The organism is Streptomyces sp. Tue6028 (genome assembly GCF_002300165.1).
Lineage (GTDB): Bacteria > Actinomycetota > Actinomycetes > Streptomycetales > Streptomycetaceae > Streptomyces > Streptomyces siamensis.
Genome location: NZ_MLCE01000031.1, coordinates 27,556 through 39,267 on the forward strand (window position 1 = coordinate 27,556; position 11,712 = coordinate 39,267).

Here is an 11,712-nt window from a genome sequence, read left to right on the forward strand (position 1 = left end):
TTCAACCTCAGGAATGGTACGGCGCCGCCGGGCGGAGGCGGTCGGCGGGCCGTTCGGGGACCTTCCGGTGGTGCTGCGGGACGTCGGTCGGTGATCCGCCGGGACGTTCGCCCCGGCATGAGGGTGCGTACCCAGGTGGACGCCCCGTCGCTCCGAGGTGCTCCAGCCGTTACGCGGCTATCGAGGAACGGTGACTCGGTGACGGTGCGCTGTCGCATCGTGACGACGAGGCGCGAGGCCGGACACGCCGCCCGGGCTATTGCGTGGTCGTGACGACAGTCACGGATCGGTGATAACTTCGTGAGGGAAGAGCCCTCCGGCACCCGCCGCCCGACTCCCTCCCACAGGCCGCAGACCGCCGCCCCCGCCCGAGGAGGCCGCACGTCATGAGTCCCTTCACCGGATCCGCCGCCCGCACCTCCGACTGGCAGCACCTCAGGTGCGAGATCTCCGACGGGGTCGCCACGGTCACGCTGGCCCGCCCCGAGAAACTCAACGCGCTCACCTTCGGCGCCTACGCCGACCTGCGCGACCTGCTCGCCGAGCTGTCCCGCGAGAGGTCGGTCCGCGCCCTGGTGCTGGCGGGCGAGGGCCGCGGCTTCTGCTCCGGCGGTGACGTCGACGAGATCATCGGCGCCACCCTCGCCATGGACACCGCCCAGCTCCTCGACTTCAACCGGATGACCGGCCAGGTCGTCCGCGCCGTACGCGAGTGCCCCTTCCCGGTGATCGCGGCGGTGCACGGAGTGGCCGCCGGAGCGGGAGCCGTCCTCGCGCTCGCCGCCGACTTCCGGATCGCCGACCCGAGCGCCCGCTTCGCCTTCCTCTTCACCCGTGTCGGACTGTCCGGCGGCGACATGGGCGCGGCCTACCTGCTGCCCCGGGTGGTCGGACTCGGCCACGCGACCCGGCTGCTCATGCTCGGCGAACCCGTGCGCGCCCCCGAGGCCGAGCGCATCGGACTGATCAGCGAGATGGCCGACGAGGGCGCCGCCGACGAGACCGCCCAGCGGCTTGCTCACCGCCTCGCCGAGGGCCCGGCCCTCGCGTACGCCCAGACGAAGGCCCTGCTCACCGCCGAACTGGACATGCCGCTCGCCGCCTCCGTCGAACTCGACGCCTCGACCCAGGCCCTCCTGATGAACGGGGAGGACTACGCCGAGTTCCACGCCGCCTTCACGGAGAAGCGGCCGCCGAAGTGGCGGGGGCGATAGCCATGACGACACCGCGCGACACGGCGACGGCGACGCACGACGGCACCTCCGGACGGCCGGGCGACCCCCTGCGGGTCGCCGTGATCGGAGGCGGGCCCGGCGGACTGTACGCCGCCGCGCTGCTCAAGCGCCTCGATCCGCGCCGCGAGATCACCGTCTGGGAACGCAACGCCCCCGACGACACCTTCGGCTTCGGTGTCGTGCTCTCCGACGAGACGCTCGGCGGCATCGAGCACGCCGACCCGGTCGTGTACGCGTCGCTCCAGGACGAGTTCGTGCGCTGGGACGACATCGACATCGTGCACCGCTCGGTCCGTCACACCTCCGGCGGCCACGGCTTCGCCGCCCTCGGACGGCGCAGGCTCCTGGAGATCCTGCACGACCGCTGCCGCTCGCTCGGCGTCGACCTCCGCTTCCGGGCACCGGCCCCACCCGTGGCCGAGCTCATGGCGACCCACGACCTCGTGATCGCCGCCGACGGCGTGCACAGCGCCACCCGGACCGCCCACGCCGACGTGTTCGGGCCGTCCGTCGAGGAGCACCGCTGCCGTTACATCTGGCTCGCCGCCGACTTCGCCTTCGACGCCTTCCGCTTCGAGATCGCCGAGACCGAACACGGCGTGATGCAGCTGCACGGCTACCCGTACGCCCCCGACGCCTCCACCGTCATCGTGGAGATGCGCGAGGAGGTGTGGCGCGCGGCCGGCTTCGCGGACCTCGACGAGGAGCAGTCCGTCGAACAGTGCGGGAAGATCTTCGCGGACACCCTCGGCGGCCGGCCGCTGCGGTCGAACAAGTCCGCCTGGACGACCTTCCGCACCGTCGTCAACGACCACTGGTCGCACGAGAACCTGGTCCTGCTCGGCGACGCCGCGCACACCGCGCACTTCTCCATCGGCTCCGGCACCAAGCTCGCCGTCGAGGACGCGCTCGCGCTCGCCGCCTGCCTGGAGGAACAGCCCGGCCTCACCCAGGCCCTCGCCGCCTACGAGGAGGAGCGGCGGCCGGTCGTCGCCTCCACCCAGCGGGCCGCCCGCGCCAGCCTGGAGTGGTTCGAGGACATCCGCTTCCATCTCGGCCAGCCCGCCCGGCAGTTCGCCTTCAACCTGCTCACCCGCAGCCGCCGCGTCACCCACGACAACCTGCGGCTGCGCGACGCGCGCTTCACGGAGTCGGTGGAGCGCGAGTTCGGCTGCCCGCCGGGGACACCCCCGATGTTCACGCCGTTCCGGATGCGTGGCCTGACCCTGCGCAACCGCGTCGTCGTCTCACCCATGGACATGTACTCGGCCGTCGACGGCGTCCCCGGTGACTTCCACCTCGTCCACCTGGGCGCGCGGGCACTGGGCGGCGCCGGCCTGGTGATGACCGAGATGGTGTGCGTGAGCGCCGAGGGCCGCATCACCCCCGGGTGCGCGGGCATGTACACCCACCGACAGGCCGACTCCTGGCGGCGGATCATCGAATTCGTGCACCGGCAGGCCCCCGGCACCGCCATCGGCGTGCAGCTCGGCCACGCCGGGCGCAAAGGGTCGACGAAGCTGATGTGGGAGGGCATCGACGAGCCCCTGGACGACGGCAACTGGCCCCTCGTGGCGGCCTCCCCGATCCCGTACAAGCCGGGGAGCCAGACGCCCCGCGAGCTGTCCCGCGCCCAGCTCACCGATCTGCGCGAGCAGTTCGTGTCGGCCGCCTGGCGGGCCGCACGCTGCGGCTTCGACCTGCTCGAACTGCACTGCGCCCACGGCTATCTGCTCTCCGGCTTCCTGTCGCCGCTGACCAACAGGCGTACCGACGGATACGGCGGCGACCTCGCCCGGCGGCTGCGCTTCCCGCTCGAGGTCTTCGACGCCGTACGCGCCGTGTGGCCCGAGGAGCGGCCCATGACCGTCCGTATCTCCGCCACCGACTGGGCGGACGGCGGCACCACCGGCGACGATGCCGTGGAGATCGCGCGGGCCTTCGCCGCGCACGGCGCCGACGCGGTCGACGTGTCGACGGGGCAGGTGGTGTCGGACGAGCGGCCCGACTACGGCCGGTCCTACCAGACGCCGTACGCCGACCGGATCCGCCACGAGACCGGCGTCCCGGTGATCGCCGTCGGCGCGATCTCCTCCTGGGACGACGTCAACTCCCTGGTCCTGGCGGGACGCACGGACCTGTGCGCGCTCGCCCGACCGCACCTCTACGACCCCCACTGGACCCTGCACGCGGCGGCCGAGCAGGGGTACGACGGCCCGGGGGTCGCCTGGCCGATGCCCTACCGGGCGGGCAGCAGGCCTCCGCGGACCGGACGCACCGACGCCCCCAAGCCCCGCCTCACGCTGGGTACTTGAGGACGCCGAGGGCCGGAGGAACGGCCGTCGTGGGCTACGCGGACAGGTCGGCCATGCCGGCCGTCAGCGTCGCCCCGTCGGCCGGGTCGACCAGGATGAACGCACCCGTCCGGCGCACCTCGGCGTAGTCGTCGAGCGCGAGCGGACCGGCGGTGCGCAGCACGATCCTGCCGAGGTCGTTCGCGGTCAGCTCGACGGCGCCGCCCAGGTCCTCGACGACCGCCTTCACGGTCCGCGTCGTGTGCTTGACCAGCACCCGGTCACCGACCCGCAGCGCGCGGTCCGCCAGATGGCACACCGCCGCCCGGACATCCTGGGTGAGCGCGGGTGCGTGGGGCCCCGCGGTGATCATGTCGCCGCGCGAGACGTCACGCTGATCGGCCAGCCGCAGCGTCAGGGACTGGGGTGCGCGCGCGATGTCCGCCTCCCGGCCCAGGACGTCGATGCCGGCGATCGCGGAGGTCTCGCCGGACGGATGCACCGTGACGCGATCGCCGACGCGCAGCGTCCCGGACACCAACTGCCCCGCGTAGTGGCGGACTTCGCCGTGCCGGATCACGTACTGCACGGGGAAGCGCGCCGGAGCGGCCGACTCGTCGGAGGCCACCGGCACGGTCTCCAGGTGCTCCAGCAGCGCCGGGCCCGTGTACCAGTCCATGTGCGCCGACCGTTCCACCACGTTGTCGCCGCGCAGCGCGGAGACCGGGACCGGCGTGAAGCCGGGCAGTCCCGACTCGGCGGCGTGGCCCGCGAAGTCCTCGACGATCCGCTCGAAGGTGGCCTCGTCGTAGTCGACGAGGTCCATCTTGTTGACGGCGAGGACGACGTGGGGGACGCGGAGGAGGGCGGCGACGGCGGCGTGGCGTCGGGTTTGTTCGATGACGCCGTTGCGGGCGTCGACGAGGACGACGGCGAGGTCGGCGGTGGAGGCGCCGGTGACCATGTTGCGGGTGTACTGCACGTGGCCGGGGGTGTCGGCGAGGATGAAGCGGCGGCGCGCGGTGGCGAAGTAGCGGTAGGCGACGTCGATGGTGATGCCCTGTTCGCGTTCGGCGCGCAGGCCGTCGGTGAGGAGGGCGAGGTCGGGTGCGTCCTGGCCGCGGCTGGCGGAGGCGCGCTCGACGGCCTCCAGCTGGTCGGTGAGGACGGACTTGGAGTCGTGCAGCAGGCGTCCGACGAGGGTGGACTTGCCGTCGTCCACTGAACCGGCGGTCGCGAAGCGCAGAGTGTCCACGCGTATCGGGGTGTTGATGCTGGTCATGTCTAGAAGTACCCCTCGCGCTTGCGGTCTTCCATCGCGGCCTCGGACATCTTGTCGTCGGCGCGGGTGGCGCCGCGTTCGGTGAGTCGGGAGGCGGCGATCTCGGCGATGACGGCGTCGAGTGTGGTGGCGTCGGAGTCGACGGCGCCGGTGCAGGACATGTCGCCGACGGTGCGGTAGCGCACGAGGCGTTTCTCGACGCTCTCGCCGTCCTTGGGGCCGCCCCATTCGCCGGCGGTCAGCCACATGCCGGAGCGTTGGAAGACCTCACGGTCGTGGGCGAAGTAGATCTCGGGGAGTTCGATGTGTTCGCGGGCGATGTACTGCCAGACGTCGAGCTCGGTCCAGTTGCTGAGGGGGAAGACGCGGACGTGTTCGCCGGGGGCGTGGCGGCCGTTGTAGAGCTGCCACAGTTCGGGGCGCTGGCGGCGGGGGTCCCACTGGGAGAACTCGTCGCGCAGGGAGAAGACGCGTTCTTTGGCGCGGGCTTTTTCCTCGTCGCGGCGGCCGCCGCCGAAGACGGCGTCGAAGCGTTCGGACTGGATCTTCTCGGTGAGGGGGACGGTCTGCAGGGGGTTGCGGGTGCCGTCGGGGCGTTCGCGCAGTACACCGCGGTCGATGTAGTCCTGGACGGAGGCGATGTGCAGGCGCAGTCCGTGCTGGGCCACGGTGCGGTCGCGGTATTCCAGGACTTCGGGGAAGTTGTGTCCGGTGTCCACGTGCAGGAGGGAGAAGGGGACCGCCGCGGGGGCGAAGGCCTTCAGCGCCAGGTGCAGCATGACGATGGAGTCCTTGCCGCCGGAGAAGAGGATCACCGGTCGTTCGAACTCGCCCGCGACCTCGCGGAAGATGTGGACGGCCTCGGACTCCAGCGCGTCCAGATGCGACAGCGCGAAGCCACGCTCCGACAGGACCGGCACGCCGGGCGCGGCCCCGGACAGGGTCTGCGTCATGCGAGACCCCTCGCCGCGAGCACCGCGTACACGGACGCCGCGGACTCCTCCGGGGTCTGCAGATCCGTCTCCAGTGTCAGCGCCGGGTCGAGCGGAGGCTCGTACGGATCGTCGATCCCCGTCAGTCCCTTGAGCCGGCCCGCCGCATGCCGGGCGTACAGGCCCTTCACGTCGCGCACGGAGCACACCTCGACCGGAGTGGCGACGTGCACCTCCACGTACGGTGTCCCGCTCGCCTCGTGCCGTTTCGCCACGGCCTCGCGGCTGTCGGCGTACGGCGCGATGACGGGCACCAGCGCGAGCACGCCGTTGCGGGCGAGGACCTCGGCGACCAGACCGATGCGCTGGACGTTCGTGTTGCGGTCCTCGCGGGAGAAGCCGAGACCGGCGGAGAGGAAACGACGGATCTCGTCGCCGTCCAGGACCTCCACGCGGTGTCCCTCGGCCCTCAGGCGACTGCCGAGGATGCGTGCGATGGTCGTCTTGCCCGCGCTCGGCAGTCCCGTGAGCCAGACGGTGGCTCCCTGAGCCCTTGCCGTGGTGGTCATGCGTGCTGTCCTCTTCCTCTCCTGGCGTGCGGCTCACGACGCTAGGCAAGGAAGATGAGAAGAGGGACGGAGGAGCCTGAGGGTTCCCTTAGCCACCACTGATGTCACCGGGATCACACCCGGCGGACGCCGGTCGCACACCGTCGTACGCGCCGGTCACGCGCCGCCGGACCCGCTGCTCACACGCCGCTGGAGTCCCCGGATCCCCCGGGCACCTGCGCGAACTCCGCCCCGGCGTCCCGCAGTCGTGCGTGCAGCGCCCTGAACACCGCGGCCGAGCGGGCACCGGGCCAGTCCCGGGGGAGCAGCGCGGCGGGCAGCCCCGGATCGGTGTACGGGAGGTGCCGCCAGGAGTCCAGGGCCAGCAGGTAGTCGCGGTAGGCCACTTCGGGCGGGGTGTGCGCGCGCCGCTCCCAGTCGTGCAGGACGGGCGCGTGCTGGTCGAGGAACGCCTCGTGTTCCTTGGCGATCGCGGCCAGGTCCCACCAGCGGGCGACCGCGTCCGCCGTCGCCGCGAACCCCAGGTGCTCCCCGCGGAACAGTTCGACGTACGGGTCGAGCCGCAGGCGCTCCAGGGTGTGCCGCGTCTCCTCATGGAGCCGCGCCGGGGCGATCCAGACCCCGGGAGCCGCCGTCCCGAAGCCGAGTCCGGCGAGCCGGGAGCGCAGTACATGCCGCTTCTGCCGCTCCGACTCCGGTACCGAGAACACGGCGAGCACCCAGCCCTCGTCCTCGGGAGGCGTCGTCGCGTACACCCGGCGGTCGCCGTCGTCGAGCAGCTGCCGCGCGTCCGGGGAGAGCGCGTACCCGGCCGCGCCCGCCGCCGTACGGACCGGTTCGAGAAGGCCACGGCGTTTGAGCCGTGACACCGACGACCGCACGGAGGGCGCGTCGACGCCCACCGCGGCGAGGAGCCGGATCAACTCGGCCACCGGCACGGGGCCGGGCATGAATCGGCCGTACGCGCCGTAGAACGTGACGATGAGGGACCGGGGGGCGTGCTGCTCTGACACGTTGATCACTCTAGTGCGCGAAGATCACTTGGAATCGCCGCCCGTGGGCACACCACCGGCCGCCGGGGGACCGGGGACCGCGCCGGAACCCGCCCCGGTGCGCAGCCGGAAGCGCTGGAGCTTCCCCGTCGCGGTGCGCGGCAGCGCGTCCAGGAAGACGATCTCGCGAGGGCATTTGTACGGCGCCAGCTCGGACTTGAGGAAGCCGCGCAGCGCCTCGGGGTCCCGGCGCGCGCCGGGCCGCAGCACGACATGGGCGACGACGACCTGCCCGCGGTCCTCGTCGGGTCTCCCCACCACCGCGGTCTCCACCACGTCGGGATGACGCAGCAGCGCGTCCTCGACCTCGGGGCCGGCGATGTTGTAGCCCGCCGAGATGATCATGTCGTCGGCGCGGGCGACATAGCGGAAGTAGCCGTCGGGGTCGCGCACATAGGTGTCGCCGGTGATGTTCCAGCCGCCGCGCACGTACTCGCGCTGCCGCGGGTCGGCGAGGTAGCGGCAGCCCACCGGGCCGCGCACGGCGAGCAGTCCGGGCTCCCCGTCCGGCACGGGCTCCCCGTCGGAGTCGACCACGCGCGCGTGCCACCCCGGTACGGGGACGCCGGTCGTGCCGGGGCGGATGTGCGCGTCGGCGGCGGAGATGAAGATGTGCAGCAGCTCGGTGGCGCCGATGCCGTTGATGATGCGCAGCCCGGTGCGGGTGTGCCAGTCCTGCCAGGTCCCGGCCGGCAGGTTCTCGCCCGCCGACACGCAGCGCCGCAGCGACCCGGTGTCGTGGTCGTCCAGCTCGGCCAGCATCGCCCGGTAGGCGGTCGGAGCGGTGAACAGCACGGAGACGCGATGCTCGGCGATCGCGGGCAACAGCTGCTTGGGGCCCGCCTGTTCGAGCAGCAGGGAACAGGCGCCGACGCGCATCGGGAAGACGACGAGCCCACCGAGCCCGAAGGTGAATCCCAGCGGGGGGCTGCCCGCGAAGACGTCATCCTCCCGCGGCCGCAGCACATGCTTGGAGAAGGTGTCCGCGATCGCCAGCACATCGCGGTGGAAGTGCATGCAGCCCTTGGGCCGGCCGGTCGTGCCCGAGGTGAAGGCGATCAGCGCGACGTCGTCGGCCGCGGTGTCGACGGCCTCGTACGGTTCGTCCGGCGCGCCCGTGATGCGCAGCAGCAGGTCGTCCGGGGTGTCGCCGCCGAAGGTGGTGACCTGGAGCCCGGGGACCTCAGCCTTGACCAGGTCGTCGACCGACCGTACGTCGCACAGGGCGTGGGTCACCCGGGCGATGGCACAGATCGTGCTCAGTTCGTGCTGCCGCTGCTGGGCGAGCACCGTGACGGCGACGGCCCCGGCCTTCAGGACCGCGAGCCAGCAGGCGGCCAGCCACGGCGTGGTCGGGCCGCGCAGCAGCACCCGGTTGCCCGGGACGACGCCCAGCTCGGCGGTCAGCACATGCGCGATGCGGTCGACGCGGGTGCGGAGCTGGCCGTACGTCCACGGTTCGCCGGAGGCCGTGCGGAACACGGGGCGCTCGGGGCGGGTGTGGCCGAGGAGTTCGGCGGCGCAGTTCAGCCGGTCGGGGTAGCGCAGCTCCGGGAGGTCGAAGCGGAGCTCGGGCCACTGCCCGGGGGGCGGGAGATGGTCGCGGGGGAACGTGTCGACGTGGGCCGAGTCCGTCGGCCGCACGGTGTCACCGGCATCCCTGGGGTCCATGGTGGTTCGCCCCCTCGTCGTGGTGGGCTCGCACAAGGAGCGTATCGTGTTGGTGACGACAGTCAACGGTACGCGATAACGTGAAGGCGCGACCCGACCGGCCCCGACGCGCGGGCCACCGGGGGAGAGGGGACCGGCGATGACCGCATTCTCACTCGATCCGGCGCGGACCGCCTGGTGTGCGGAGCTGCGCGCACTGGCCGGTGAGCGGCTGTTCCCGCTCGCCCAGGAGGGCGAACCGGGCCACGTCAACCGCCCCCTCGTCGCCGAACTCGGCCGACTCGGCCTGCTCGCCCGCCTGTTCACCTCCGACGCGCTCGACCTGTGTCTGATGCGAGAGTCGCTCGCCCAGATCTGCACGGAGGCCGAGACCGCGCTCGCCCTCCAGGGCCTGGGCGCCCATCCGGTGCACGCGTACGGCACCGGGGCCCAGCGCGACCGCTGGCTCCCCGGCGTCCACGCCGGCACGACGGTCGCCGCCTTCGCGCTCAGCGAGCCCGGCGCCGGCTCGGACGCGGCGGCGCTCGCCCTGCGGGCGGACAAGGACGGCTCCGGGGCCTGGCGGCTGACCGGCGAGAAGTGCTGGATCTCCAACGCGCCCGAGGCCGACTTCTACACCGTCTTCGCGCGCACCACCGCAGACGCCGGCGCCCGCGGCGTCACCGCCTTCCTCGTCCCCGCCGACCGGGCGGGTCTCACCGGCACCCCGCTCGACATGCTCTCGCCGCACCCCATCGGGGCCCTCGCCTTCGACGCCGTGCCGGTCACCGCCCACGACGTGCTCGGCGAACCGGACCGCGGCTTCCGGGTCGCCATGAACACCCTCAACCGCTTCCGGCCGAGCGTGGGAGCCTTCGCGGTCGGCATGGCGCAGGCGGCACTCGACGCGACCCTGGCGCACACGAGCCGGCGCGAGGCCTTCGGCGGCCCCCTGAAGGACCTCCAGGCCGTGGCCCACCAGGTCGCCGAGATGGCCCTGCGCACGGAGGCCGCCCGCCTGATGGTGTACGCGGCCGCGGCGGCGTACGACGAAGGGGCCCCGGACGTGCCCAAGCGGGCGGCCATGGCGAAGCTGCTGGCCACCGAGACGGCCCAGTACGTCGTGGACGCCGCCGTACAGCTGCACGGCGCCCGCGCCCTGCGCCGCGGCCACCTCCTCGAACACCTCTACCGCGAGGTGCGCGCACCGCGGATCTACGAGGGCGCGAGCGAGGTCCAGCGGGCGGTCATCGCCAAGGAGCTGTACCGGTCGGCCGGACCGGCCGGGACACCGCCCCCGGGGAACGCCCGGGAGCGCAGGCCGCACTCCGGTGCCGAAGGAGAGAGCGAGGCCCCATGACCGCCGAGCGCGTCAACCCGCCCGGACTGTCGCCGCCCACCGGCTTCTCCCACGCGGTCGTCGCCAGCGGCAGCCGCGTCGTCTTCCTGGCGGGCCAGACCTCGCTCGACGCGGACGGGAAGGTGGTCGGCGAGACCCTGCCCGAGCAGTTCGAGCGGGCGCTGACCAATCTGCTGACCGCGCTGCGCGCGGCGGGCGGCGCCCCGTCGGACCTCGCCCGGGTCACCGTCTACGCCACGGACGTCGCCGACTACCGCGTCCACGCGCCCGAACTCGGCCGCGTCTGGCGCCGGTTGGCGGGACGGGACTATCCCGCGATGGCCGTGATCGGCGCGGCCCGCCTCTGGGACGAACAGGCCCTCGTCGAACTGGACGGCTTCGCGGTGCTGCCGTAACCCCGGACGGTTCAGGCCGCGACGGCGAGCTGCTCGACGAACACCCGGTGCGGCGCGACGACGCTGCCGTCGGGGAGCAGTTCGCCGCTGTCGTCGAAGACGATCGCGCCGTTGCACAGGAGGTTCCAGCCCTGCTCGGGGTGGGCCGCCACGATGTGCGGGGCGATGGAGTCCGCGGACGGGCACGAAGACCGGTGGGAACACATGGTGCACCTCCACGTCGGATGCGATGAGTGTCGGCGGCGGTGTCGTCGCCCTCGCATGGATAGACCATGCGCGCGCCGCGAACTCATCGGAACAGCCGGCCGTGAAGCGTGACAACACGCGGACAACCCTCGGACGGGCCCGGGACGGACGGTGCGGATCCGCCATGGACTCGCCACCGATGGGGTGACGGTCGCCGCCCCGGGGCCGCCGGGCCGGTACCTGTGGAGCGCCCGTCCCCGCACCCCGCTCCTGGAGGTACCCCATGTCGCTGCGTCATGCCGTAGGCACGGCCGCCGGTGCCGCGCTGCTCCTGCTCGCCGCCCCGTCCGCGTCCGCCCTGTCCGCGCCCGCCCACTCGACCCCGGGCGACGAACTCACCGTCGACGCGACCGGAAGCGTCGCCGCCGACGGCACCATCACCCTGTCCGGCACCTACCGATGCGCGAGCAGCACCGGACCGGTGTTCGTGTCCTCGGCGGTGTCGCAGGGAGACTCCGAGGTGCAGCACGGCATCGGCGGCACCGCCGCGGTCTGCGACGGGGTCCTGCACCGCTGGACCAACTCCGAGAAGCGCGAGCCGGGCACCCTCGTACCCGGCCCGGCCCACGTCGCGGCCACTCTCATGGAACTGAGCTCCGGCCCGCTGCCCCTGCCGGTCTTCCACGCGACCCGGGAGCAGGACATCACGGTCGTCGCGGACTGACGCGCCACGACCGCCGGAGACACCGCCCGTCGC

11 protein-coding genes are annotated in these 11,712 nt (G+C 72.6%); 5 read left to right on the forward strand and 6 right to left on the reverse strand.

All coding sequences use genetic code 11. From position 1 onward, the window contains the following. The first annotated feature begins 386 nt into the window (after positions 1-386). Together BKI49_RS28815 and BKI49_RS28820 are read left to right on the forward strand one after the other, a co-directional pair. Positions 387-1,214 (forward strand): enoyl-CoA hydratase family protein, encoded by an 828-nt coding sequence (locus tag BKI49_RS28815; protein ID WP_095937189.1) that lies wholly within the window; start codon positions 387-389, stop codon positions 1,212-1,214. 2 nt (positions 1,215-1,216) lie between these two features. Further along, complete coding sequence (locus BKI49_RS28820; RefSeq protein WP_095937190.1) at positions 1,217-3,550, forward strand: bifunctional salicylyl-CoA 5-hydroxylase/oxidoreductase; 2,334 nt, start codon at positions 1,217-1,219, stop codon at positions 3,548-3,550. A 34-nt stretch (positions 3,551-3,584) separates the two neighbouring features. On the opposite strand, the gene BKI49_RS28825 is transcribed toward BKI49_RS28820, so the two are convergent. From BKI49_RS28825 to BKI49_RS28845, 5 genes are all read right to left on the reverse strand, one after another. Next, complete coding sequence (locus BKI49_RS28825; protein WP_095937191.1) at positions 3,585-4,811, reverse strand: sulfate adenylyltransferase subunit 1; 1,227 nt, start codon at positions 4,809-4,811, stop codon at positions 3,585-3,587. 2 nt (positions 4,812-4,813) lie between these two features. Then, on the reverse strand, positions 4,814-5,764 hold the full coding sequence (gene cysD, locus BKI49_RS28830; RefSeq protein ID WP_095937192.1) for a sulfate adenylyltransferase subunit CysD: 951 nt from the start codon (positions 5,762-5,764) through the stop codon (positions 4,814-4,816). Next, positions 5,761-6,312: an adenylyl-sulfate kinase gene (gene cysC / locus BKI49_RS28835; RefSeq protein ID WP_095937193.1), complete on the reverse strand. Its 552-nt coding sequence runs from the start codon at positions 6,310-6,312 to the stop codon at positions 5,761-5,763. Before cysC ends, cysD begins: the two co-directional genes overlap by 4 nt. A gap of 179 nt (positions 6,313-6,491) precedes the next feature. Beyond that, positions 6,492-7,334, reverse strand: coding sequence for a PaaX family transcriptional regulator (locus BKI49_RS28840; RefSeq protein ID WP_095937194.1), 843 nt, complete (start codon positions 7,332-7,334; stop codon positions 6,492-6,494). A gap of 15 nt (positions 7,335-7,349) precedes the next feature. Continuing rightward, positions 7,350-9,035 carry an AMP-binding protein gene (locus tag BKI49_RS28845; RefSeq protein WP_095937195.1) on the reverse strand — a complete coding sequence of 562 codons (1,686 nt, stop codon included), beginning with the start codon at positions 9,033-9,035 and terminating at the stop codon, positions 7,350-7,352. A 139-nt stretch (positions 9,036-9,174) separates the two neighbouring features. Here BKI49_RS28845 and BKI49_RS28850 point away from each other — a divergent pair, with 139 nt between their 5' ends. Beyond that, entirely contained in the window at positions 9,175-10,374 is a 1,200-nt protein-coding gene (locus BKI49_RS28850; RefSeq protein WP_095937196.1) for an acyl-CoA dehydrogenase family protein, read from the forward strand. Further along, the gene (locus BKI49_RS28855) at positions 10,371-10,769 is read left to right on the forward strand and encodes a RidA family protein (RefSeq protein WP_095937197.1); all 399 of its coding nucleotides are present in this window, start codon (positions 10,371-10,373) and stop codon (positions 10,767-10,769) included. The genes BKI49_RS28850 and BKI49_RS28855 overlap by 4 nt, the downstream gene beginning before the upstream one ends. Before the next feature lie 11 nt (positions 10,770-10,780). On the opposite strand, the gene BKI49_RS28860 is transcribed toward BKI49_RS28855, so the two are convergent. Continuing rightward, entirely contained in the window at positions 10,781-10,975 is a 195-nt protein-coding gene (locus BKI49_RS28860) for a DUF5999 family protein (protein ID WP_028802216.1), read from the reverse strand. A gap of 263 nt (positions 10,976-11,238) precedes the next feature. On the opposite strand from BKI49_RS28860, the gene BKI49_RS28865 reads away from it, so the two are divergent. Next, positions 11,239-11,679, forward strand: a complete 441-nt coding sequence (locus BKI49_RS28865; RefSeq protein WP_095937198.1) for a DUF6299 family protein — start codon at positions 11,239-11,241, stop codon at positions 11,677-11,679. Positions 11,680-11,712: the final 33 nt, after the last annotated feature.

Coding starts and splice junctions, on each gene's coding strand:
- BKI49_RS28815 (WP_095937189.1), top strand. CDS start 387: ATGAGTCCCTTCACCGGATCCGCCGCCCGCACCTCCGACTGGCAGCAC.
- BKI49_RS28820 (WP_095937190.1), top strand. CDS start 1,217: ATGACGACACCGCGCGACACGGCGACGGCGACGCACGACGGCACCTCC.
- BKI49_RS28825 (WP_095937191.1), bottom strand. CDS start 4,811: ATGACCAGCATCAACACCCCGATACGCGTGGACACTCTGCGCTTCGCG.
- cysD (WP_095937192.1), bottom strand. CDS start 5,764: ATGACGCAGACCCTGTCCGGGGCCGCGCCCGGCGTGCCGGTCCTGTCG.
- cysC (WP_095937193.1), bottom strand. CDS start 6,312: ATGACCACCACGGCAAGGGCTCAGGGAGCCACCGTCTGGCTCACGGGA.
- BKI49_RS28845 (WP_095937195.1), bottom strand. CDS start 9,035: ATGGACCCCAGGGATGCCGGTGACACCGTGCGGCCGACGGACTCGGCC.
- BKI49_RS28850 (WP_095937196.1), top strand. CDS start 9,175: ATGACCGCATTCTCACTCGATCCGGCGCGGACCGCCTGGTGTGCGGAG.
- BKI49_RS28855 (WP_095937197.1), top strand. CDS start 10,371: ATGACCGCCGAGCGCGTCAACCCGCCCGGACTGTCGCCGCCCACCGGC.
- BKI49_RS28860 (WP_028802216.1), bottom strand. CDS start 10,975: ATGTGTTCCCACCGGTCTTCGTGCCCGTCCGCGGACTCCATCGCCCCG.
- BKI49_RS28865 (WP_095937198.1), top strand. CDS start 11,239: ATGTCGCTGCGTCATGCCGTAGGCACGGCCGCCGGTGCCGCGCTGCTC.